Source organism: Candidatus Burkholderia verschuerenii (genome assembly GCF_001189365.1).
In the GTDB taxonomy this organism is placed as follows: Bacteria; Pseudomonadota; Gammaproteobacteria; order Burkholderiales; family Burkholderiaceae; genus Caballeronia; species Caballeronia verschuerenii.
This window is the reverse complement of the sequence record NZ_LFJJ01000001.1, coordinates 19,408-43,421: the sequence shown is the minus strand read 5'-3', so window position 1 is coordinate 43,421 and position 24,014 is coordinate 19,408. Positions and strand designations below refer to the sequence as shown.

Annotated in this window: 19 protein-coding genes and 1 pseudogene; 11 read left to right on the top strand and 9 right to left on the bottom strand. The window is 62.7% G+C overall.

All coding sequences use genetic code 11. From position 1 onward, the window contains the following. Positions 1–19: 19 nt before the first annotated feature. Positions 20–865 carry a CheR family methyltransferase gene (locus tag BVER_RS00185; protein ID WP_157055856.1) on the bottom strand — a complete coding sequence of 282 codons (846 nt, stop codon included), beginning with the start codon at positions 863–865 and terminating at the stop codon, positions 20–22. Continuing rightward, the gene (locus BVER_RS00180; protein ID WP_083451981.1) at positions 862–3,981 is read right to left on the bottom strand and encodes a response regulator; all 3,120 of its coding nucleotides are present in this window, start codon (positions 3,979–3,981) and stop codon (positions 862–864) included. Before BVER_RS00180 ends, BVER_RS00185 begins: the two co-directional genes overlap by 4 nt. A gap of 158 nt (positions 3,982–4,139) precedes the next feature. On the opposite strand from BVER_RS00180, the gene hpnA reads away from it, so the two are divergent. The 4 genes from hpnA (at position 4,140) to BVER_RS00160 (ending at position 9,539) form a co-directional block, all read left to right on the top strand. After that, positions 4,140–5,150 carry a hopanoid-associated sugar epimerase gene (gene hpnA, locus BVER_RS00175; RefSeq protein ID WP_050451387.1) on the top strand — a complete coding sequence of 337 codons (1,011 nt, stop codon included), beginning with the start codon at positions 4,140–4,142 and terminating at the stop codon, positions 5,148–5,150. A gap of 147 nt (positions 5,151–5,297) precedes the next feature. Then, the gene (locus tag BVER_RS00170; RefSeq protein ID WP_157055855.1) at positions 5,298–6,371 is read left to right on the top strand and encodes a fimbrial protein; all 1,074 of its coding nucleotides are present in this window, start codon (positions 5,298–5,300) and stop codon (positions 6,369–6,371) included. A 204-nt stretch (positions 6,372–6,575) separates the two neighbouring features. After that, the gene (locus BVER_RS00165; RefSeq protein WP_050451384.1) at positions 6,576–8,828 is read left to right on the top strand and encodes an NADP-dependent isocitrate dehydrogenase; all 2,253 of its coding nucleotides are present in this window, start codon (positions 6,576–6,578) and stop codon (positions 8,826–8,828) included. Between the two features lie 198 nt (positions 8,829–9,026). Next, positions 9,027–9,539, top strand: a complete 513-nt coding sequence (locus BVER_RS00160; protein WP_050451382.1) for a hypothetical protein — start codon at positions 9,027–9,029, stop codon at positions 9,537–9,539. Positions 9,540–9,552: 13 nt separating this feature from the next. On the opposite strand, the gene BVER_RS00155 is transcribed toward BVER_RS00160, so the two are convergent. Continuing rightward, positions 9,553–10,755, bottom strand: a complete 1,203-nt coding sequence (locus tag BVER_RS00155; RefSeq protein ID WP_050451379.1) for a glycosyltransferase — start codon at positions 10,753–10,755, stop codon at positions 9,553–9,555. A gap of 72 nt (positions 10,756–10,827) precedes the next feature. Here BVER_RS00155 and BVER_RS31070 point away from each other — a divergent pair, with 72 nt between their 5' ends. From BVER_RS31070 to hpnH, 3 genes and pseudogenes are all read left to right on the top strand, one after another. Then, a complete protein-coding gene (locus tag BVER_RS31070) occupies positions 10,828–11,109 on the top strand; it encodes a hypothetical protein (RefSeq protein WP_157055854.1) in 282 nt (93 codons plus the stop codon). A 94-nt stretch (positions 11,110–11,203) separates the two neighbouring features. Continuing rightward, positions 11,204–12,177: pseudogene (ispH, locus tag BVER_RS00150) on the top strand (4-hydroxy-3-methylbut-2-enyl diphosphate reductase). A gap of 12 nt (positions 12,178–12,189) precedes the next feature. Beyond that, positions 12,190–13,344 (top strand): adenosyl-hopene transferase HpnH, encoded by a 1,155-nt coding sequence (gene hpnH / locus BVER_RS00145; protein WP_050451378.1) that lies wholly within the window; start codon positions 12,190–12,192, stop codon positions 13,342–13,344. A gap of 420 nt (positions 13,345–13,764) precedes the next feature. Here hpnH and BVER_RS00135 read toward each other — a convergent pair whose 3' ends face one another. Then, positions 13,765–13,959 carry a YbdD/YjiX family protein gene (locus BVER_RS00135; protein WP_050451375.1) on the bottom strand — a complete coding sequence of 65 codons (195 nt, stop codon included), beginning with the start codon at positions 13,957–13,959 and terminating at the stop codon, positions 13,765–13,767. Between the two features lie 16 nt (positions 13,960–13,975). Next, complete coding sequence (locus tag BVER_RS00130; protein WP_050451374.1) at positions 13,976–16,060, bottom strand: carbon starvation CstA family protein; 2,085 nt, start codon at positions 16,058–16,060, stop codon at positions 13,976–13,978. Positions 16,061–16,221: 161 nt separating this feature from the next. On the opposite strand from BVER_RS00130, the gene BVER_RS00125 reads away from it, so the two are divergent. After that, positions 16,222–17,628, top strand: a complete 1,407-nt coding sequence (locus BVER_RS00125) for a cache domain-containing protein (RefSeq protein WP_050451372.1) — start codon at positions 16,222–16,224, stop codon at positions 17,626–17,628. Continuing rightward, complete coding sequence (locus tag BVER_RS00120; protein ID WP_370444164.1) at positions 17,618–18,256, top strand: response regulator; 639 nt, start codon at positions 17,618–17,620, stop codon at positions 18,254–18,256. Before BVER_RS00125 ends, BVER_RS00120 begins: the two co-directional genes overlap by 11 nt. 12 nt (positions 18,257–18,268) lie before the next feature. Here the strand turns inward: BVER_RS00120 and BVER_RS00115 are convergent, their stop codons facing one another. Then, positions 18,269–18,889, bottom strand: coding sequence for an MlaC/ttg2D family ABC transporter substrate-binding protein (locus BVER_RS00115; RefSeq protein ID WP_050451370.1), 621 nt, complete (start codon positions 18,887–18,889; stop codon positions 18,269–18,271). A 257-nt stretch (positions 18,890–19,146) separates the two neighbouring features. Here BVER_RS00115 and hpnN point away from each other — a divergent pair, with 257 nt between their 5' ends. Together hpnN and BVER_RS00105 are read left to right on the top strand one after the other, a co-directional pair. Then, on the top strand, positions 19,147–21,807 hold the full coding sequence (gene hpnN, locus BVER_RS00110) for a hopanoid transporter HpnN (protein WP_050451369.1): 2,661 nt from the start codon (positions 19,147–19,149) through the stop codon (positions 21,805–21,807). Further along, entirely contained in the window at positions 21,804–22,748 is a 945-nt protein-coding gene (locus tag BVER_RS00105) for an MlaA family lipoprotein (protein ID WP_050451368.1), read from the top strand. The genes hpnN and BVER_RS00105 overlap by 4 nt, the downstream gene beginning before the upstream one ends. 69 nt (positions 22,749–22,817) lie before the next feature. On the opposite strand, the gene BVER_RS00100 is transcribed toward BVER_RS00105, so the two are convergent. The 3 genes from BVER_RS00100 to BVER_RS00090 all read right to left on the bottom strand — a co-directional run bounded on the left by BVER_RS00100 (position 22,818) and on the right by BVER_RS00090 (position 23,906). Beyond that, the gene (locus tag BVER_RS00100) at positions 22,818–23,135 is read right to left on the bottom strand and encodes a type II toxin-antitoxin system RelE family toxin (RefSeq protein WP_050451367.1); all 318 of its coding nucleotides are present in this window, start codon (positions 23,133–23,135) and stop codon (positions 22,818–22,820) included. Continuing rightward, positions 23,135–23,386 (bottom strand): type II toxin-antitoxin system Phd/YefM family antitoxin, encoded by a 252-nt coding sequence (locus BVER_RS00095; protein ID WP_050451365.1) that lies wholly within the window; start codon positions 23,384–23,386, stop codon positions 23,135–23,137. The genes BVER_RS00100 and BVER_RS00095 overlap by 1 nt, the downstream gene beginning before the upstream one ends. Positions 23,387–23,447: 61 nt before the next feature. Beyond that, on the bottom strand, positions 23,448–23,906 hold the full coding sequence (locus tag BVER_RS00090; protein WP_050451363.1) for an acyl-CoA thioesterase: 459 nt from the start codon (positions 23,904–23,906) through the stop codon (positions 23,448–23,450). Between the last annotated feature and the right edge of the window lie 108 nt (positions 23,907–24,014).

Below are 24,014 nucleotides of genomic sequence, written 5' to 3'. Positions count from 1 at the left end.
TCGGAAGCAACGTTCATCGCTATACCTTCTGGTAAAGCCGCTCGCGCGAGTTGAAATCGAAGAAGTGATCGGTGTACTTCGAGAACCGCAAACTCTCCTTGCTGCCCAGTCCGAGAAAGCCGCGCCGCACCAGCGAATCGCTGAACAGACCGAGCGCGCGATCCTGCAGCGAACGATCGAAATAGATCAGCACATTGCGGCACGAGACCAGATGCGCTTCGAGAAACACGCTGTCGGTGGCGAGACTGTGATCCGCGAACACCACGCGCGACTTGAGCGTCTGCGAGAATTTCGCCGCGCCGTAAGCCGCGTGATAGTAGTCCGACAGCAAGCGCTTGCCGCCCGCCGCCAGATAGTTCTGGCTAAAGCCCTTCATGCGGTCGAGCGGATAGATGCCGTTTTCCGCCGCGCGCAGCGCCTGCGCGTTGATGTCGGTCGCATAGAACACGGTGCGGTCGGCGATCTTCTCTTCCGCGAACAACAGCGCGAGCGACCACAATTCCTCGCCGCTGCTGCATCCCGCGACCCACACCTTGATCGAAGGATACGTCTGCAAAATAGGCACGACCTGTTCGCGGATCGCGCGAAAGTACTGCGGATCGCGGAACATCTCGCTCACCTGCACGGTGAGGTATTGAAACAGCCGCGCGAACAGCGACGGATCGCGCAGGATGCGCTCTTGCAGATGCGACAGCGTCGGCACGTCAAAATCGTGCACCGCCTGCGCGAGCCTGCGCCGCAGCGAACTCGCCGAGTAATGCCGGAAATCGTGCTGATACTTGAGGTAGATCGCCTCGAGAATCAGCTTGAGCTCGATATCGAAGAGGGCGTCTTCGTCGTGCTTGGCGTCGTTCATCGCGTTCATCTTTGCCGAAGCCACATGCGGCACAGAGAGACGAGCTTGTCCACGTCGATCGGCTTGGAGATGTAATCGTCCGCGCCCGCTTCGAGACACTTCTGCCGATCGCTCTGCATCGCCTTGGCGGTCAGCGCGATCACCGGCAGACGCGCATGCTGCGGCTGCTTGCGAATTTCCGTCATCGCGGTGAGGCCGTCCATCTCCGGCATCATGATGTCCATCAGCACGAGATCGATATTGTCGTGACGCGCCAGCGCTTCGAGCGCCTCGCGTCCGTTGCGGGCGATTTCCAGCTTCGCGCCGAGCGGCTCGATCACGCGCGACAACGCGAAGATATTGCGCACGTCGTCTTCCGCCAGCAGGATGGTGCGGCCTTCGAACACGTCGTCGCGCTGACGCGCCGCGCGCAGCATGCGCTGCTGTTCGGGCGGCAGCGCGCTTTCCACGCTATGCAGGAACAGCGTGACTTCATCGAGCAGACGTTCCGGCGACTTCACCCCCTTGATGATGATCGATTTCGAATATCGGCGCAGCCGCTGTTCCTCTTCCTGCGACAACAAACGTCCCGTATAGACGATCACCGGCGGCGATGCATGCGCGCTGCTCGTCGACACGCGTTCGAGCAGTTCGTAGCCGGAGCCGTCGGGCAGTGCCAGGTCCATCACGACGCAATCGAACACGGCGCGCTGCATTTCCTCCAGCGCTTCGGCAATCGAACCCGCTTCGACGATCGCCACGGTTTCGCTCGCGAGCAGCGCGTGAATACTCTTGCGCAACGCGGGATCGTCTTCGACCACCAGCACGCGCCGCATGCCCTGCGACGAACGCGCTTCGAGCTTGCGGATGGCGGTCGCGAGTTCGTCGCGGGTGCTGGGCTTGAAGGTGTAGCCGATTGCACCGAGATGAAGCGCGACATCGGCGTGATCGGTCGCCGAGACGATATGGATCGGAATATGACGCGTGAGCGGATCGTGCTTGAGCCATTCGAGCACGGTCAGCCCCGATTGATCCGGCAAGCCGATATCCAGCAGGATGCCGTTCGGCTGCATCTCGCGCGCGATTTCGACGCCTTGCGTCGCGTTGGTCGCGTGCACGCAGTCGAAGTCGAGTTCGTGCGCGAGCTCGTAGAGAATGCGCGCGAAGTTCAGATCGTCTTCGATGACGAGAATCGCGCGATCGGGACGCTTGCGATTGGCGCGATCGTCGGGAATGGGCGGCGTATCGACGGCGGGAACCGGCAGCGGCCTGAGCTCCGGCTGCGCGACGGGCACGGACACAGGCAGCGCGATCGCCGCGGCCGGTTCCGGCTCCTTCATATGTCCGATGGTATCGAGCTTCGCGGTGACGGTGCCTTCGCGCGCGGCGATCGGCAAGGTGACCGCGAACACGCTGCCGCGCCCCAGTTCGCTCGATACGGAAACCGAGCCGCACAGCAATCGCGAAAACTCGCGCGAGATCGACAGCCCGAGACCGCTGCCGCCGTATTTGCGGCTCGTCGTGCCATCGGCCTGCTGGAATGCCTGAAAGATCATCTCCTGCTTTTCGCGCGCGATGCCGATGCCCGTATCGCGCACTTCGAAACGCAGCGCATCGTCGCCCGCGCGTTCGACGACCACGCTCACGCTGCCCTTCTCGGTGAACTTGAACGCGTTCGCGAGCAGATTGCGCAGCACCTGCAACAGGCGCTGATTGTCGGTGACGAAATACTGCGGCACGTTCGCGCCGTGCGCGGTGATGAATTCGAGGCCCTTGCTTTCGGCGATCGGCGCGAAGGTTTGCCGCAGCGTCTGCAGAATCGAATCGACGGCGGCGGACGTGAACTGCACGTCCATCTGACCGGCTTCGACTTTCGACAGATCGAGAATGTCGTTGATGAGCGCCAGCAAGTCGCTGTTCGACGAGTGGATCGTCGCGGCATAGCGCACCTGTTCGTCGCTCAGGTTGCCGGGCTTGTTGTCCTGAAGCAGCTTGGCGAGGATCAGCGAGCTGTTGAGCGGCGTGCGCAATTCGTGCGACATGTTCGCCAGGAACTCGGACTTGTACTGGCTGGCGCGCTCCATTTCCAGCGCGTTCGCCGTCAGTTCCTGCTGGGCGTGAAGCAGTTTCGCCTTCTGCCGCTCCAGATTCTGCGAATGTTCTTCGAGCTGCACATTGGTCTGCTCGAGCTCCGCCTGCGAGTCCTGCAACGCGCGGCCACGCTCCTCGAGTTCCTCGTTCGATACGCGCAGTTCTTCCTGCTGAACCTGCAATTCCTCGCTCTGGCGCTGCGTTTCTTCGAGCAGTTCGACCAGCCGCTGACGATAACGCGCCGATCGCAGCGCCATGCCGATCGCTTCCGACGCCGATTCCACCAGCGCCCGCGCATCCTGGAAACGCCCGTCGCGGCCGACGAAACCGAGTTCGATCGCGCCCGCGACATCGCCGTCGGCGAGCAGGGGCGCGATCAGCACTTGCGATGCCGCGCCTTCGCCCAGCGCCGAACCGGCCTTCAGATAGTGCGCGGAGGCATCGCGCAATTCGAGCACGCGCTTGTCCTCGACCGCCTGCCCGACCAGCCCCTCGCCGCGCGCGATCCGCTTCGGCGCGCCGTTCTCTTCCGGCAGCGCCCAGCCGGCCACGCGCGTGAGCGCTTCGCCGTCGAGCGCGTAGACTACGCCGACCTTCGCATCGAGATAGGGCACCAGCGTGCGCAGGATGCTCACGCCGATCGACGCCGGCGACTGCTCGCCGCGCAGCTGCATGTTCATCTGCGCCACGCCCTGCTGCAGCCACGCCGTGCATTGAACCGCCAGCCGCGATTTGATATACAGATGCGCGACCGCCGCGAGCACGAGCAGCACGAAAATGCCCATCGCGCGATTGAGCTGCAGGACGGCGATGTTCGCGCCCGGCTCGGCCACGGAGAACACGTAGCCGCCGATCATCAATATCGACGATGCGATCGCGGTCCAGACCGGCGACGACGGCCGGTCATGCCACATGCACAGCACGACCGGCAGCACGTAGAAAACCCAGATCGCGACGCGCGTCGGCGTGAGCAGATCGATGGTGAAGACGATGGCCATCGCGATCGCGATGGCGAAGTAAATCCAGGAGGCGTGGTTTCGAGTGTCTTGGGGCATCGTTCACCAGTGACGTTCGTGTTGGCACGGCTTCCCGTGCGGCAGGCACGGACCATAGCATGAGCCGCAAGTCCTTGTCACATCTGGCTTTGCGGGATTTTGACGGCGCGGCAATGGTTACGAAACACGGCCTTCTAGGCCATGACAACGAGGTAAGAATGACTGATTTTTCCGGCTCCCGCGTGCTTGTCACCGGCGCTTCGGGGTTCGTGGGCTCGGCGGTCGCGCGGCTCGCGATCGAACGCGGTTTCGATGTGCGCGTGCTGGTGCGCGCGACGAGTCCGCGCAAGAACGTGGAATCGCTCGATGCGGAGATCGTCGTCGGCGACATGCGCGACGAGGCGTCGATGCGCGCGGCGCTGAAGGGCTGCCGCTTCCTGTTCCACGTCGCGGCGGACTATCGCATCTGGGCGCCGGACCCGAGCGAGATCGAGCGCGCGAACCTGCTCGGCACCGAGGCGACCATGCGCGCGGCGCTGGCCGAAGGCGTCGAGCGCATCGTCTATACGAGCAGCGTGGCGACGCTCAAGGTGACGAGTTCGGGCGCGATCGTCGACGAAACCAAGCCATCGGATGCGCAGAGCACGATCGGCGCGTACAAGCGCAGCAAGGTGCTGGCGGAGCGCGCGGTCGAGCGGATGGTCGCGCAGAACGCGCTGCCGGCGGTGATCGTCAATCCGTCGACGCCGATCGGCCCGCGCGACGTCCGGCCGACGCCGACCGGGCGCATCATCGTGGAGGCGGCGACGGGCAAGATTCCGGCTTTCGTCGATACCGGCCTCAATCTCGTGCACGTCGACGATGTCGCTAACGGGCATTTTCTGGCGCTCGAGCGCGGCAAGATCGGCGAGCGATACATCCTCGGCGGCGAGAATCTGCCCTTGCAGCAGATGCTGACGGATATCGCTGGCTTCGTCGGACGCAAACCGCCGACGATGAAACTGCCGCGCGGCCCGCTGTATCAGCTGGCGATCGGCGCGGAATGGTTCGCGAAAATCAGCGGCAAAGAGCCGTTCGTCACCGTCGACGCGCTGCGGATGTCGAAAAACAAGATGTATTTCATGTCGGCGAAAGCGGAGCGGGAACTGGGTTACGCGGCGCGGCCGTATCGCGAAGGGCTGAAGGATGCGCTGGAGTGGTTTCGGGGGAATGGCTACCTGAACGGGTGACGGATGACGGATGACGCTTGACACGGCCCGGGCCTGAGTACTATTGCTACCGGTCGGGAGAGCGAGCGGCAAGGCCCGGCCGTCGGCGAACAGCGTTGTCGAACCGAAGCGTGCCGGACATCTGAATCCGATCAGGCGAGGTTGACCGTGCAGACACATCGGCGTCGGGATGCCGTTCGCGCATGGTTCGGTCTCGCCGCTCTCGTTCGCCCGATCCGGCGAATCCCGGCCCTGATTTTCTCCGCCGGCGCGCTCTGGGTCTGTACCGTCATGCCCGCTCACGGCGCCCGCAGTTTTTACACCGGCAGCTACGATGCAGCGGTGATGAATTTCGGCAGTATCGCCGTGCCGCGCGACGTGGGCACGGGCAATACGATCGCCACGCGCCAGACACCCTACGATTCGCTCACCGCGCATCAGGGCTATGCCTGCGGCGTGAATGTGGTCACCACGATGTCGGTCCTGATGTCGGGCTCGGGGGTATCGGGCATCTATCAAACCAACATTCCGGGCGTCGGCATCCGGATTTACATGTGGGTCACGTCGAGTTACTACAATACGCCGACCACGCCGACCCTTATTCCCAACGCGTGGACGTATTCCTATCCGGAGAGCTTCGGCAATTACGGCACGGGGATCACGCAAGTAAAAGTCGATCTGGTCGCGACCGGCGCGGTCGATCTCAGCGGCGGCAACGCGCTGGTCTATGTCGTCAACCCGTGGATCACCGTCTCCGATGGCACGAGCACGCTCAACGGCGCCTCCCTCACGGTCAACGCGACGTTCACGACCTCGACCTGCTCGGTGCTGAACAGCAACGTGCCTGTTCAGTTGCCGAAGGCTTTCGTTTCGCAACTGACGTCCGTGAACTCGACCGTCGGCGACACCGCGTTCAGCCTCGATCTGCAATGCACGGCGGGCACGAACGTCTTCGTCACCCTGACCGATGCCTCCAACACCGCGAACCGCAGCGCGATCGCCACGCTCGGGCCGGGTTCGTCGACGCAAGGCGTGGGCGTGCGGATTCTCAACGGCACGACGCCCATCTCTTTCGGCCCCGATTCGGCGCTGGCGGGCACCGTCAATCAGATCGCCGTCGGAAAAGCGGCCGGCGGCATCATGCATGTTCCGCTCACCGCGCAGTACATCTGCACCTCGTCGGGCCCGGTCGTGCCTGGCAACGTCGCCGCCAAACTGACATTCACCTTTTCGTATCAGTGAGACAGCGCGCTTCGCCCAACTCTTCTATAAGACTTAAAAAAACTTAAGTCGATGATCCGGCAAGGGAAACGCCCGTTTTCACGCTTTTTGCCGGCCCGCTTTCACACGCGCCGCCCGCAAAATCAGGCAGAATAGCGGTTTGTTGCCAGAGGGTGACGAGACCGGCGGCTTTCCCCAACCTGTTTTCGGATGTCGAGACAAGCGATGAGTAATCAGCAACCCACCATCATCTACACCCTGACCGACGAAGCTCCGCGTCTCGCGACCAGCGCGTTTCTGCCGATCATCCGTACTTTCACCGCACCCGCGGGCATCAACGTGACGACGAGCGACATTTCCGTCGCCGGGCGCATTCTGGGCGAATTCCCCGAATTCCTGACCGACGCGCAGAAGGTTCCGGACAACCTCGCCGCACTCGGCGACCTCACGCAGGACGCCGACACCAACATCATCAAGCTGCCGAACATCAGCGCGTCGGTGCATCAGCTGATCAGCGCGATCAAGGAACTGCAGAGCAAGGGCTACAAGCTGCCCGACTATCCGGAAGAGCCGAAGAACGACGAAGAGAAAGCCATCCGCGCGCGTTACGGCAAGTGCCTGGGCTCGGCCGTGAACCCGGTGCTGCGCGAAGGCAATTCGGATCGCCGCGCGCCGCTGGCCGTCAAGAATTACGCGAAGAAGCATCCGCATAGCATGGGCGAGTGGAGCATGGCCTCGCGCACGCACGTCGCGCATATGAAGCACGGCGACTTCTATCACGGCGAAAAGTCGATCACGAACGACAAAGACCGCGAAGTCCGCATGGAGCTCGTCACGAAGTCGGGCGAAACCATTGTGCTGAAGCCGAAGGTCAAGCTGCAGGCGGGCGAGATCGTCGATTCCATGTTCATGAGCAAGCGCCCGCTCGTCGAGTTCTACGAAGAGCAGATGGAAGACGCGTTCAAGACCGGCGTCATGCTATCGCTGCACGTCAAGGCGACCATGATGAAGGTCTCGCACCCGATCGTCTTCGGTCACGCCGTGAAGGTGTTCTACAAGGACGCGTTCGCCAAGCACGCCAAGCTGTTCGAGCAGCTCGGCATCAACGTGAACAACGGTCTGGTCGATCTGTACACGAAGATCGAAGCGCTGCCGGAATCGCAGCGCGAGGAAGTCATCCGCGACATGCACGCGTGCCACGAACATCGCCCGGCGCTGGCCATGGTCGATTCCGCCAAGGGCATCTCGAACCTGCACGCACCGAACGACGTGATCGTCGACGCATCGATGCCCGCGATGATTCGCGCCGGCGGCAAGATGTGGGGCGCCGATGGCCGTCCGCAAGACACCAAGTGTCTGATTCCGGAAAGCACGTTCGCGCGCATCTATCAGGAAATCATCAACTTCTGCAAGACCAACGGCCGCTTCGATCCGAAGACGATGGGCACGGTGCCGAACGTCGGCCTGATGGCGCAGAAGGCCGAAGAGTACGGCTCGCACGACAAGACCTACGAAATCGCGCAGGACGGCACGGCGCGCCTCGTCGATAACGCGACCAACGAAGTCATCGACTCGCTGACGCAGGAAGTCGAAAAGGGCGACATCTGGCGCATGTGTCTGGTGAAGGACGAGCCGATCCGCGACTGGATCAAGCTCGCCGTCACGCGCGCGAAGAATTCGGGCATGCCGGCGGTGTTCTGGCTCGACCCGTATCGTCCGCACGAAAACGAATTGATCAAGAAGGTCGAAACGTACCTGAAGGATTACGACACCAAGGGCCTCGAAATCCAGATCATGTCGCAAGTACGCGCGATGCGTTACACGCTGGAACGCGTGATTCGCGGCATGGACACGATTTCGGTCACCGGCAACATCCTGCGCGACTACCTGACCGACCTGTTCCCGATCATGGAACTCGGCACCAGCGCGAAGATGCTGTCGATCGTTCCGCTGATGGCGGGCGGCGGCCTGTATGAAACGGGCGCGGGCGGCTCGGCGCCGAAGCACGTCAAGCAACTGGTCGAAGAGAACCATCTGCGTTGGGACTCGCTCGGCGAATTCCTCGCGCTGGCGGTGTCGCTGGAAGAACTCGGCATCAAGAACGACAACGCGCGTGCCAAGCTCGTCGCGAAGGCGCTCGATGCCGCCACCGGCAAGCTGCTCGACAACAACAAGAGCCCGTCGCCGAAGACCGGCGAACTCGACAATCGCGGCAGCCAGTTCTATCTCGCGATGTACTGGGCGCAGGAACTCGCGAACCAGTCGGAAGACGCGGAACTCGCCAAGCTGTTCGCGCCGCTCGCCAAGACGCTCGCCGACAACGAGAAGAAGATCGTCGACGAACTCGCTTCCGTGCAGGGCAAGGAAGCGGATATCGGCGGCTACTATCTGCCGGACGACGCGAAGCTCGACTCGGTCATGCGCCCGAGCGCGACGCTGAACGCGGCCATCGATGCGTTGAAAGCCAACGTCAAGTAAGGAAGGTTCGACGCGCTTCGGGTGCGTCGAGGTGAAACCGGCATCTCTTTGTGGAGATGCCGGTTTTGTTTTTGCCCACACATCTGTCGTGTAATCCGCGCCTTGCAAGCAATTGGTTACAACCTGTGTCGGTCGCGTGAAAGTCGAGCAGGTAAAATCCGTGTCTTGTTGCTAGCACGCAAGACTTAAGACACTCGCATGAATCTACACGAACAGCTGGGCGCGCTGGAGTCGAGCCTCAATACGCTCCTTCAGGCCGCCGCGTCTGCCCAATCCTCCGCCGAATCCGCGCCCGCTCCCACTTCTTCGCGCGAAGAAGCGCGGACCGTTAACGAACCGCCGTCGCTCGATGAATCGCGCGTCGACGAACCCACCGCGTTGAACGAACCGCCGACGCTGACCGTGTCGCGTCCGCAGCGCGATGCCATCGAGATGACCATCGGCGACAAGTCGGTGCTGCTGAGCGCGCAGGGGATTTCGGAGCTGATCGAAGAGTTGTCGAACGTGCGGGCGTCGATGTCGGTCGAGCAGCCGGGCGGCATCGCGCCGGGCTGGCGCTTCGCGACGACGAAGAATCCGATCATGGCGGTGCAGAAGCAGCCGAACGGCGACCGCCTGCTGATCATACGTCACAACGGACACGGCTGGGTGCCGTTCACGTTTTCGCCGAACATGGTCATCGAGTTGTATGCCATGTTGACGCAGAAGTAAGCCGCAGGAAGATTCAGGAACCTTCCTGCGTCGGCGCCTGAACACGCGCCTTCCATTGCCCGCCCTTGCCGCTCCAGAAACGCACCGCCGAACCGATCGTCGCGCTCACATAGAACGCGGCGATCAGCGGCAACAGCGGCGCCCACAGCAGCGACCTCCGGTAATAACGCAGCATCGGCGCATAGGCGATGCACATGCCGATCCACGCCAGCCACGCGGGCCAGGCGCGCGCGCCCATCGTCAGCGCGAGGAGCGGCGGCGCGATATAGATCACCAGCATGCCGAGCACCGTGCCCGCCAGCAGCAGCGCCGAATAGCGCAGCTGCGTGAACGCGGTGCGCGCGATCATGTTCCAGATCTCGCGCCACGAATCGTACGGACGCAGCGACTCGCTCGAATCGGCGAGATCGAGGCGAATCGGTCGCGCATCGCTCTTGCCCGCGCGATGCTTGATGCGCTCGGCGAGACTGCAATCGTCGATCAACTCCTGCCGGATCGACTCGATGCCGCCCGCTTCCGCCAGCGCCGAGCGGCGCACCAGCATGCAACCGCCCGCCGCGCCGGCCGTTACTTTCTTCGGATCGTTGACCCACGCGAACGGATACAGCTTTGCGAAGAAGAACACGAAGGCGGGAATCAGCGCCTTTTCCCACAGCGAGTCGCAACGCAAACGCACCATCAGCGAGACCAGATCGCGATCCTTGAGGATGGTGCGCGAGACGAGTTGCGTCGCGGCATCGGCCGGATGGTAGATGTCGGCGTCGGTCAGCAGCAGATATTCGGCGGGCAGGCCGAGCGTATCGATCGCGCCGATGCCCTGCGACTGCGCCCACACCTTGCCCGACCAGCCCGGCGGCAGCGGCTTCGCGCTCAGCACGGTGAGGCGATCTTCGAGCCCGAGATCGCGGGCGGCAGCGACCGCGACGGCCGCCGTGCCGTCCGTGCTGTGATCGTCGACGACGATTACGTGAAACGCGCCTTCATAGTCCTGCTTGAGCAGCGAGCCGACCGCGCGGCCGATGACATCCGCCTCGTTGCGCGCCGGCACGACGGCGACGAGCGCGGGCCACGCGCCGCGACGCGCGATCTCGGCATTGCCGACCGCGTGAACCGTCGTCGCCGACAACGCGGGCGCGGCCTGCGCGCGCCAGAAGCCGCCGCGCGCGAACAGCAGCACGATCCAGATCAGAAGGGAAAGCCAGGCGATCAATAGCATGAGTCGTTATTCGTCTGATGATGCGGGCGCACGCAGCGGCAACCGGCCGGCGGCGCGGCAAGCCGTGCATCGTTGCGCGAAAAATACAGCGTCGCCGCTGTCTCGAATACGCGGAAAAACCGCGCGGGATCAAGCGGCGGCGGGCGGGCGGCCCCGGGAATCCAAGAGTTTAATGGGTTCTTCGATCCGCCGTATTTGCGCGCGCGACGGGCTTCGCGCGGCGCCGGGGTGCCAAGCACCCAAAAAGGGAACGCGTTAGAATACGCGGTCAATCTGGACGCGCGGATGAAAACAATCGACTCTTTTTTCGACTTTTGCGACGTGCGCCAGCGGTTCTTCGTAATCCAAATGTAAAAACAGGTGAAGCCGACCGGTCCGATGCAGTCATCTACCCTGCGTCAGCTTCACCGGCTCCCCGAAACCCGCGCCAGTCGGAGTTCGTTCGAATATGCGTATCATCCTTGCTCAACCCCGCGGCTTTTGTGCGGGCGTGGTCCGTGCGATCGAGATCGTCGATCGGGCCCTCGAACGACATGGCGCACCGGTCTATGTGCGTCACGAAATCGTGCACAATCGTCATGTCGTGGACAATCTGCGCGGCAAGGGCGCGCGTTTTGTCGAAGAACTCGATGAAGTGCCGCACGGCGCGGTTGCGGTTTTCAGCGCGCACGGCGTCGCGAAAAGCGTCGAACACGATGCGCAGACGCGCGGTCTCGACGTGCTCGACGCCACCTGCCCGCTCGTCACCAAGGTGCACGTTCTCAGGGCCGGCAATACGTCGCGCAGGGCCGCACGCTGATTCTGATCGGCCACGCGGGCCATCCGGAAGTCGAAGGCACGATCGGGCAGATTCCCGCCAAGGTCGTGCTGGTGCAGAGCGAAGCCGAAGTCGCGACGCTCGCGTCCGACGCACCGGTCGCCTACGTGACGCAGACCACGCTGTCGGTGGACGATACGCGCGGCATCATCGATGCGCTGCATCGGCGGTTTACCGATATCGTCGGCCCGGACACGCGCGACATCTGCTACGCGACGCAGAATCGGCAAGCGGCGATGCGCGAGTTGAGCACACAGGTCGATGTACTGCTGGTGGTCGGCGCGACCAACAGCTCCAATTCGAACCGGCTGCGCGAGATCGGCGCCGAGAGCGGCGTGGCGAGCTATCTCGTCGCGGACGGTTCAGAGATCAAGGCCGAATGGTTTGCGCATGCGCAGACGGTCGGCATTACGGCGGGTGCTTCGGCGCCCGAGGAAATGGTCGAACATGTGATCGATGCCTTGCGCGCCATCGGACCCGTCGAAGTGACGACGATGTCCGGCCGCGAGGAAAAGGTCGAGTTCAAACTCCCCGCGAAGCTCACGCAACCGCTCGCCGCCATCGAGGCGACGACGGCGACTGCGACGGCCGTTCGCGAAGAATAAGGAGAGCAGCAATTGTCTATTCCGATGCTTCAGAAGGCCCGAGTCGGCGCCTACATCTTCAAACAGCACATCACGGGCACCAAGCGTTACCCGCTCGCGCTGATGCTGGAACCGCTGTTCCGCTGCAATCTGGCGTGTAACGGCTGCGGCAAGATCGACTATCCAGATCCGATCCTGAACCAGCGTCTGTCGCTCGAAGAGTGCCTCGGCGCGGTCGATGAGTGCGGCGCGCCGGTGGTGTCGATCGCGGGCGGCGAACCGTTGCTGCACAAGGAAATGCCGCAGATCGTCAAGGGCATCATGGCGCGCAAGAAGTTCGTGTATCTGTGCACGAACGCGCTGCTGATGGAAAAGAAAATGGACGATTACAAGCCGAGCCCGTACTTCGTCTGGTCGGTTCACCTCGACGGCGATCGCGAAGCGCACGATCACTCGGTGTCGCAACCGGGCACGTACGACAAGGCCGTCGCGGCCATCAAGGAAGCGAAGCGTCGTGGCTTCCGCGTGAACATCAATTGCACGCTGTTCAACGATGCCGAACCGGAGCGCGTGGCGAAGTTCTTCGACACGCTCGGCCCGATCGGCGTGGACGGCATCACGGTGTCGCCGGGTTACGCGTACGAGCGCGCGCCGGATCAGCAGCACTTCCTGAACCGCGACAAGACGAAGAACCTGTTCCGCGAGATTTTCAAGCGCGGCAACAACGGCAAGAACTGGTCGTTCAGCCAGTCGACGCTGTTCCTCGACTTCCTCGCGGGCAATCAGACGTATCAATGCACGCCGTGGGGCAACCCGGCGCGCACGGTGTTCGGCTGGCAGAAGCCCTGCTATCTGGTCGGCGAAGGTTACGTGAAGACCTTCAAGGAACTGATGGAAACCACCGAGTGGGACAAGTACGGCACCGGCAAGTACGAGAAATGCGCGGACTGCATGGTCCACTGCGGCTTCGAAGCGACCGCCGTGATGGATACGGTGGCGCATCCGCTCAAGGCCGCGAAGATCGCGCTGTCGGGTCCGCGCACGACAGGCGCGTTCGCGAAGGAACTGCCGATCGACAAGCAGCGTCCGGCCGAGTTCGTGTTCTCCAAGCATGTGGAAATCAAGCTCGAAGAGATCGGGCGCATGCAGAAGGGGAAGGGATCGAAGACGGCGGCTGTGGCGAATTGATGTGCGCTAGCGGATGATAAGAAGGGCGGATGACGGTGGGTTGTCCGCCCTTTTTGTTTGTCGCGTCACGCCTCACTTCGCGCCTGACAGATTCCGGAAAGTTCCAGACATATTCAGGATCATGAACTTTCCAGTCATCCTCACCGATCGGCTCAAACGGCCGGTCGTACCACAAGACACTCCCGCGCAATTCTTCAAGTACGCGACGGCTGTCTCGATTCGATTGATGCTTGGCCGCTAATATAGTCTTTCGTCCGGTCACGATATCGCTCCTCTTCGTTCGATGGCTCTCGCTTTGAGGCAGAAGAAAGGGATTCGTTTCCAATCGACGCATTGCACACGGTAAAGAATTGTGCAAACAAAAAAAGCGCGACAGCTCTCGCCATCGCGCCCCATACCCCCGCCACAAAAAACCTCAACTCAGCAGCACTTCCCCGCCCCCGATCCATACCGCGCTTCCTGTCGCTCGCGGAAAAACTCCGCGTACGTCATCATTGGTTTGTCGGGGTGCGTCGTCTGCATGTGCGTGACGTAGGCGTCGTAGTCGGGCAGGCCGACCATCAGACGCATCGTCTGGCCGAGATAGAGGCCTGCTTGCCGGAGATCGCTGAACATCGTGCGCTCCCGACGATCAGTGGCCCGAGCGCACGGCGGCCGCCGCGCCCGAAGGCATCGCTTCGAACGGAGTCTCGCGCACCGTCGGACGCGACTCGCGACGCGCCCGCAGCACCGTCACCACGCCGAACACCGCGATGCTCAGCACCACGAACATGAACAGCCCGGCGAGCACCGCATCGACGTAATCGTTGAAGATGATGCGCTGCATCTCCGGCAGTGACTTCGCCGGCGCCATGACCTTGCCTGCGTCGAATGCGTCTTTCAGCTTGGACGCGTGGGCGAGGAAGCCGACTTTCGGATTCGCATCGAAAATCTTCTGCCAGCCCGCGGTCAGCGTGCAGATGAGCAGCCACACCGTCGGCACGAGCGTGACCCATGCGTAACGCTCGCGCTTCATCTTGAACAGCACGACGGTGCCGAGCATCAGCGCGATACCGGCCAACATCTGGTTCGAGATGCCGAACAACGGCCACAGCGTATTGATGCCGCCAAACGGATCGACCACGCCCTGATACAGGAAGTAGCCCCACGCGGCCACGCACAAACCCGTCGCAACCAGGTTCGCCGGCAGCGATTCCGTGCGGCGCAGCGCCGGATGAAACGTGCCGAGCAAGTCCTGCAGCATGAAGCGGCCAGCGCGCGTGCCTGCATCGACGGCGGTGAGGATGAACAGCGCCTCGAAGAGAATCGCGAAGTGATACCAGAACGCCATCATCGCTTCGCCGCCGATCACCTGATGCAGAATGTGCGCCATGCCGACCGCCAGCGTCGGTGCGCCGCCCGCTCGCGCGATGATCGTCGTCTCGCCGACCGCCTTCGCCGTCGACGTCAGCATATCCGGCGTCAGCATGAAGCCCCAGCCCGATACCGTCTGCGCGACCGCTTCCGGCGTCGTGCCGAGCACGGCGGCGGGGCTGTTCATCGCGAAGTAGACGCCCGGCTCGATCACGCACGCAGCCACGAGCGCCATGATCGCGACAAACGATTCCATCAGCATCGCGCCGTAGCCGATGAAGCGCATGTTCACTTCGTTGTCGATCATCTTGGGCGTCGTGCCCGACGAGATCAGCGCGTGGAAGCCCGACACCGCGCCGCACGCGATCGTGATGAACAGGAACGGGAACAGATTGCCCGCCCACACCGGCCCGCTGCCGTCGACGAACTTCGTGAACGCGGGCATCTTCAGTTCGGGCGCGACGATCAGAATGCCGATGGCCAAGCCGAGAATCGTGCCGATCTTGAGAAAGGTCGACAGATAATCGCGCGGCGCGAGCAGCAGCCACACCGGCAACACCGACGCGACGAAACCGTAACCGATCAGAATCCACACGAGCTGCACGCCGGTGAACGTGAAGTACGGCGCGATCGTCGCCGATTCCGCGACGTGGCCGCCGAACACGATCGCCAGCATCAGCCCGACGAAGCCGATGATCGACACTTCGCCGATCTTCCCCGGACGGATATAGCGCGTGTAGATGCCCATGAACAACGCGATCGGAATCGTCGCGGCGACGGTGAACGTGCCCCACGGCGAATTCGTCAGCGCCTTCACGACAATCAGCGCGAGCACCGCGAGAATGATCACCATGATCAGGAACGCGCAGAACAGCGCGATCACGCCGGGCACGGTGCCGAGTTCCATCTTGATGAGATCGCCGAGCGAGCGGCCATCGCGTCGCGTGGAAATGAACAGGATGACGAAATCCTGCACCGCGCCCGCGAACACCACGCCCGCGAGAATCCACAGCATGCCGGGCGTGTAGCCCATCTGCGCGGCGAGCACCGGGCCGACCAGCGGACCCGCGCCCGCGATCGCCGCGAAGTGATGCCCGAACAGCACGTACTTGTTGGTCGGCACGTAGTCGAGGCCGTCGTTGTGACGCACGGCCGGCGTCATGCGCAGGCCGTCGAGTTGCAACACCTTGCCCGCGATAAAGCGCGAATAAAATCGATACGCGATGAGATAAACGCAGACCACCGCGATGACGATCCACAAAGCGCTGACGCGCTCGCCGTGCGCAAGTGCGATGGTGCCGAATGCGAACGCGCCCAGCAGCGCGAGCGCGATCCAGACCAGGAATCCGGAAGCCCGATTCATGGTGTCTCCTTGAGTGTTATGACTTGGGGTAAGCCCTCGGTCTCTATCGATGCGCCGCAAAGACGCATTGGGCGGTAGTATTCGCTTTCGCTCGATCGCTCACAAGCGCAACACTACGTACGTCGCGCTACGTAGCTTCACGTAGCGGCAAACCCTGTGTCATGAATCTCAAGGCCAAGATCTTTCTGCTCGCCATCGTGCCGTTCGCGCTCGCGATCGGCGGTATCGAATATGGCGTGCGGCAACAGGCGACATCGCTCGCGCAGGCGCAGCACGCGACCACGCAATCGGCCTACATGTCGAGCAAGGAGCTCGAACTGCGGCATTACGTGGAGATCGCCAAGAGCGCGATTTCGCCGTACTACGACGCGCCGCCCGGCGATCCCCGCAGCGAAGACGCGCGCCGTCAGCTCGCGCTCGATGCCTTGCAGCGGCTCGACTTCGGACAGGACGGCTACTTTTTCGTCTACACGATGCGCGGCAAATCGCTGATGCATCCGCGTCAGCCGGATCTGGTCGGCAAGGATTTATGGCTGATGCGCGATCCGAACGGCGCGCTGACCATTCAGGCGCTCATCAATCAGGCATCGCGCGGCGGCGGCTATGTGCGCTACGTGTGGCGACGTCCGTCGACCGGCAAGCTCGCGCCCAAGCTCGGCTACGTGATTCCGCTCGAACGATGGGGCTGGATGATCGGCACCGGCATCTATCTGGAAGACGTGGAAACGACGCTCGCGCGCATCGATGCGCAGGCGGCGTCGAACATCGATCGCACGGTAATGTGGATCGGCGCGATCGCGCTGGCGGCGCTGGCGAGCATCGCGTTGTGCGCGGCCGTGCTGAATATCAGCGAGCATCGCAGCGCGGATATCAAGCTCAAGCGACTCGCGCGGCAAGTGGTGGAATCGCAGGAACAGGAACGCGCGCGGCTGTCGCGCGAATTGCACGACGGCATCAGTCAGATGCTGGTGTCGGTCAAGCTGCTGCTCGAATCGGCGCTGTTGCGATTCGAACGCGGCAAGGCACGCGAGCCCGATGCCGAAGCCGCGCTGTCCACGAGCCTCGGCCGCTTGTCGGGCACGTTGCGCGAAGTGCGCCGCATCTCGCACGCGCTGCGACCGACGATGCTCGACGATCTCGGCCTCGCCGCCGCGCTCGAACAACTCGCGCGCGAACTCGACGGACAGGAAGGACTCGAGGTGAGCTTCGAATCCGCGTCGCGCCCCACCGACTTGCCGGATACCGTCAACACGGTACTCTTTCGCATCGCGCAGGAAGCGCTGAACAACATCACGCGCCACGCGAAGGCCACGCGCGCCGCGCTCACGCTCGATGTATCGAAGCATGCGGTGAGTCTGGAAATCGTCGATAACGGACAGGGCTTCGACGTGTCCGCGATCCTGTCCGATCCGGCGCGCGGCCTCGGCCTGCGCAACATGCGCGAACGGCTCGATACGCTCGGCGGCAAGCTGCGCATCGAGTCGCAACTCGGCCGCACCGCCGTCGTCGCGACAGTTCCGCTGCCGCTCGCCGCACCCAACACGCAAGGACATGCCGATGCACTCTGAACCTGCCCGCGTCATCCTCGTCGACGATCATCCGCTGGTGCGCGACGGCCTGCGCGCGCGACTCGACGCGATGCCGCATCTGCGTGTGATCGGCGAAGCGGGCAACGCGGACGAAGCGCTCGCGCTCGCCGCCGACGAAGCGAATCCGCCCGATCTCGCGCTGATGGACGTCGGCATGGCGGGCATGAGCGGCATTCAGCTCGCGGCGCTGTTTCACGAGCGGCATCTCGGCATCCGCGTGCTGATGCTGTCGATGCACGACAACGTCGAATACGTGACGCAGGCGGTACGCGCGGGCGCGAGCGGTTATGTGCTGAAGGATTCGCCGGCGACGGAAATCGTCCAGGCGATCGATGCGGTTTTGGCCGGGCGGACCTTCTTCAGCGCGGGACTGGCCGCGCGCATGATCCAGGCACAATCGATGCAGACGCCGCTCGAACGTCTGACGCCGCGCGAACTCGATATCCTCGATGCGCTGGCGCAAGGGTTATCGAGCAAGCAGATCGCGCAGCAGCATGGTTTGTCGGTGCGGACGGTGGAAACGCACCGGCTCAACCTGAAGCGCAAACTCGATATCGACGGTCAGGCCGAATTGATCAAGTTCGCGGTGGAGCATCGGCGCTTTTGAATGTTCGGGCGATCAGCCGGCCGAGCGGGCGTTGTGTTCCGACAGATACTTGATGAGCGCATCGACGCCGCCCTTCTGCAACTGACCGGCGAATTGCGACTGATAGACCTGGATGAGCCAGGCGCCCATCATGTCGATGTCGTAGATTTTCCAGCCTTGCGGCATTTTTTCCAGCCGATAGCGCACCGGATTGTCGCCGCCGCCCGCCGACACCACGTGCGATTCGACGACCGTATCCTTCGCGCCGGCGTCGATCTTGGGCGCGTCGAAGCGGAAGCTCACGTCCTGGTCGCGCAATTGCGACAGGGACGCGGCATAGGTGCGAACGAGCAAGGTCTGGAACTGGTCGTACAGCTGTTTTTGCTGCTCGGGCGTGGCGCTGGTCCACGCCTTGCCTACGGCGATGCGCGTCGTGCGCTGAAAGTCGGTGGCGGGCAGAAAGCGCGTCTCGACGAGTTCGGTGATCTTCGCCATGTCGCCGCCGCGTGCTTTGGGATCGGCCTTCATCGCGTTGACGGTGCCCTGGACGGCATCCTTCACGACGGCATCGGGACTGGTCTGGGCAAGCGCCGCGCCGGAAAAAGTCAGCGTGGCGAGGAGGAAAGCGAAGTAAATCGACAAATAGCGTTTCATGGCGCCCGTTCTCTATTCTTGATGGTTCGTCGGCGGCGAAGGCCGCCGGTTAAGGCTGTGGAGCCAGTATACCGACAGCGCCGCCACGCGACAGTTCACTCCGCGTCAGGCGCGGTCGGCTAGTGAAACGGACCGGTATACTTGCGCGGCGATCGTAATCGTTTCATGCGTTAGAACCGAACTTCGCCGAATCTCGGCCTCAACGTTGTCCGCACTGCGGTGCGCAAAAAAATACAGGACCATCCGGTAGCGTCTTCATGCTGACGTCCAACATTACCCGCTTCGTTACGCTGGCCATCCGCAAGCCGGCGCGGATTATCGGCCTTTCGCTGCTGCTCGGCGTGCTGAGCACGATTTATGTCGTCCATCACTTCAAGATCAGCACGGATGTCAGTCAGTTGATCGAGAACGAGCCCGACTGGGCGGCGCGCGATAAAGCCATCGACGATGCATTCCCCTCGCGCGGCGCGACGCTGCTGATCGTGGTGGATGCGCCCGCGCCCGAATTCGCCAGCGCCGCCGCGACGGAACTCGCCACCGCGCTCGCGAAGGAGCCGGAGCAATTCAAGTCGGTCGCGCAGCCGGAAGGCGGCGATTTCTTCGAGCACAACGGCCTGCTCTACTTGCCGCCCGCCAAGGTCGATGAAGTCACGAAGCAGCTCGCGCAGGCGCGCCCGCTCGTCAATCAGCTCGCGCACGATCCGACGCTGACCGGCCTCGCGCAGACGCTCAACACCACGCTCAACGTGCCGCTGATGCTCGGTCAGGTGAATCTCGGCCAGATGTCGCATTTGCTGGGCACGAGCGCGACGGTGCTCGACCGCGTGCTCGCGAATCAGCCCGCCGCGTTCTCGTGGCGCGATATCGCCGATTCATCGAAGGACGGTCAGCCGGGACGCGCGTTCGTCACCGTCATTCCCGAACTTAACTTCAACGCGCTGAAGGCGGCGGCGGGTGCATCGGATGCGATCCGCGCCAAGTTCACCGAACTCGGCCTGGACAAAAAGTATGCGGCGCGCGTGCGTCTGACCGGCGCGCAACCGCTCGCCGACGAGGAATTCGCCTCCGTGCAGGACGGCGCGGTGCTCAACGGCGTGCTGACCTTCCTCGTCGTGCTGATGATCCTGTGGGTCGCGCTGCGCTCCAAGCGCATGATTCTCGCGGTGTTCATCACGCTGTTCGTCGGGCTCGCGATCACCGCCGCGCTCGGCCTGATGATGGTCCACGCGCTCAACATGATTTCGGTCGCGTTCATGGTGCTGTTCGTCGGCCTGGGCGTGGACTTCGGCATTCAGTTCGGCGTGAAGTATCGCGAGGAACGGCACAAGCACAAGCGGCTCGATGTATCGCTGGCGGAGACCGCGCGGCATGTCGCCGTGCCGCTCACGCTCGCCGCCGCCGCGACCGCCGCGAGCTTCTTCTCGTTCCTGCCGACGGCGTATCGCGGCGTGTCGGAACTCGGCTTGATCGCGGGCGTCGGCATGTTCGTCGCGTACATCACGAACATGACGCTGCTGCCCGCGCTGATCAAGGTGTTCGCGCCGCCGGGCGAAGCCAGTTCGCCGGGCTTTCCGGTGCTCGCTCCCGTCGATGAATTCCTCGATCGGCATCGCAAGCCGGTGCTGATCGGCACGCTGGTCGTCGTGATCGGCTCGTTGCCGCTGCTGACGCAGTTGCGCTTCGACTTCAATCCGCTGCATCTGAAGGATCCGCACACGGAGTCGATGGCGACGCTCGCCTCGCTGAAGGATTCGCCGGAAGCGTCGGTGAACAATGTGGCCGTGCTGGCGCCGTCGCTCGCGGATGCCGACCGCATCGCCGCGAAGCTGCGCGCGCTGCCGCAAGTGGGCAGCGCATCGACGCTCTCGTCGCTGATTCCCGCCGATCAGCCGCAAAAGCTCGCGCTCATCAAAACGGCCGCCGATCAGCTGATGCCCGCGCTCACGCAGCAAACGGCATCGCCGGTCACGGACGACGTGCGCGTCGCGACGCTCAAGCGCGTGTCGAGCCAGTTGTCGCTCGCCGCCGACGAACATCCCGGCGCGGGCGCGAACGAAGCCAAGCATCTGTCGCAGACGCTCGCCAAGCTCGCCGCCGTCGATGCCGCCACCCGCGATCGCGCCGAACACGCGATGGCCGATCCATTGCGCATCGCGCTGGCGCAATTGCGCGCGCTGCTCACGCCGAGCGAAATCACCCGCGATACGCTGCCGCCCGCGCTCGCCGACGACCTGATCAACGCGAAGGGACAAGCGCTCGTCTCCGTGTCGCCGAAAACGCCGCCCGGCGTCGATCCCAACGACGACACCCTGCTCGCCCATTTCGCCGATGCCGTGCAGAAGGCCGAGCCGAACGCCATCGGCGGGCCGATTTCGGTGCGTCATTCGGCGGACCTGATCATCAAGGCGTTCCAGCAGGCGGCCGCGTATTCGCTGATCGCCATTGCCGTGCTGCTATGGATCGCGCTGCGTCGTTTCGGCGATGTTCTGAGAACTTTGGTACCGTTGCTCGTTTCCGCCATCGTCACGCTCGAGTTGTGCGTCGTGTTCCGGATGCCGCTCAACTTCGCGAACATCATTGCGTTGCCGCTCATGCTCGGGGTCGGCGTGGCGTTCAAGGTTTACTTCGTGATGGCCTGGCGCTCGGGTCAGACGCGCTTGCTGCAATCCAGTCTCACTCATGCCGTGATGTTCAGCGCCGCGACTACCGCGACCGCGTTCGGCAGCCTGTGGTTTTCGCATCATCCGGGCACGTCCAGCATGGGCCGGCTGCTGGCGTTGTCGCTCTTTTGCACGCTGATCGGCGCGGTGGTGTTCCAGCCCGTGCTGATGGGCAAGCCGCGCCGCGTGCGCGCGGCCGACCGGGCGAAGCTGCGCGTCGCCGAACGACATGACAACCTAAGAGGAATTGAAGAATGACCGTGGGATCGGCCTTATCGAAAAGCGCGCTACGCAAACTGGGATGGAGTCTGGCCATTGCCTCGACGATCGCGACGACGGGATGCGCGACCGGCCCGGATCGCAATCCGAAAGACCCGCTCGAGCCGATGAACCGGACGGTCTTCAAGTTCAACGACACGCTCGATACCTACGTCTCGAAGCCGGCCGCGCAGTTTTACGTCGACTACACGCCGAGCCCGTTCCGCACGGCGGTCAGCAACTTCTTCTCGAATCTGGGCGATTTCAGCAACTTCGCGAACAACCTGCTGCAGCTGAAGATCACCGACGCGACGCACGATTTGATGCGGATCGCGATGAACTCGGTGTTCGGTATCGGCGGTTTGATCGATATTGCTTCGCCTGCGGGCTTGCCGAAGCATCATCAGGATTTCGGTCTGACGCTCGGCCATTACGGCATGCCTTCCGGACCGTATCTGGTGATTCCGCTGCTCGGTCCGAGCTCGATTCGCGATTCGACCACCTGGCTGGTCGACTGGCGCGTGAATCCGATCAGCTATGCCGACGACTATATTCGCTGGCCGCTGTACGGCGTGAACTTCATCAGCGCGCGTGCCGATCTGATCGGCGCGACCGATCTTCTGTCGCAAGCGGCGCTCGACAAATACGCCTTCGTCCGCGATGCGTATATGCAGCGTCGCCAGTATCTGCTGACGGGCCGCGGTGCCTCGACCTTGCCCGACTATGGCGATGAAGGCGCGGCAACGCCGGAAGGCGCGAGCGCGCCGGCGGGAAGCACGGGCGGCGGCAGTTCGGAGCAAGGCTTGCCGAACTACAGCGATCCGGGCGCATCGGCGCCGGCCGGTGGCGCGAACACGCCGGACACGAACGGTCCCGGCCCGAGTTCGAGCAAGGCGATGGGCTTGCCGCAGTATGACGATCCGGGTGCGGCGAAGAAGTGATGCCGGTGAGCGGGTAGAAATGGAAACGGGCGCGGAAAGCGCCAGTTTTTCTTCGCGACGTTGACCGGTTCACTCGTCTTCGAGACTGCGTCCTTGCTCCCAAACGGCAGCGGCTGCCTCGTAGATGCCGCCACCACGACGCCCGACCGCGAGCACGACGATATCGGCCGGCTCTTCGCCGTCACGCACGAGATACACCAGCCGATAGCCGATGCCGCGTATTTTGATCTTGTAGCAATCGACCAATGGCGACCTGAGTTCGGCACCGGGAACACGTGGAGTCAGAAGCCGCTTTTTGAGGCCGGCCTTGAACAGCGTTTTGATCGATCCGTCTAGCTGTGCCCAGTCTTCCAGCGCTTCCGGCACGAAGCGAAGTTCATATGGCATCAAAGATCGTCGAGATCGACCTTGACCGCGCGGCTCACCGACTTGAGGCGAGATTGCACATGCTTCGCGAGTTGCTGCTCGTCATATAGCTCGGCCATTTGAGCCATGACTTCGGGCGAAACCGTGTAGAACGCCGGGCGATTGTGATTGAGCACGGCGACCGGCTCACCGTTGGCCTCTTCGATCACCTTGCTCGGATTCTGTTTGAACTCCGAGATGCTGACGCTGAGTACGCTGTGAATGCGTTCCATGATAAAAATAGGGCTAAATTTAGCCCTATTTTAGGCTCAACTGGCGCGCATGCCAAATGCGTTATTGCGCTTCCTCCGCCAAATCCTCAACCGACAACTTCGGCGCTTCCACCTCGCCCACATCCTTCCGATACTGCTCGAACAGCTCATCCGCGTAACGAATCTGCGTGCGGCCGTGCGGCGACTGGTCGCCTTTCTCGTCGAGATTCACGAACACCATCTTCTCGACCGTCAGAATGCTTTTACGCGTGATCTTGTTGCGCACTTCCGCGCGCAGCGTGATGGACGAGCGGCCGAAATGCGTCGCCGTGATGCCCAGTTCGATGATGTCGCCCTGACGCGCCGAACTCACGAAGTTGATTTCCGACATGAACTTGGTCACGACGCGCTGATTGCCCAGTTGCGGGATGGCGTAAATGGCCGCTTCCTCGTCGATCCAGCGCAGCAGGCTGCAGCCGAACAGCGTGCCGTTCGGATTCAGGTCTTCGGGCTTGACCCATTTGCGAGTATGAAAATTCATGGCTGATCCTCTGTCTTTCCTGCAGATGCGCAGCGAATAGCGCGCGCATCGACTAAGGGTTTTCCTTGATTATACTGAGATAGGGGTTAACCCGCAGAAAGCAAGATT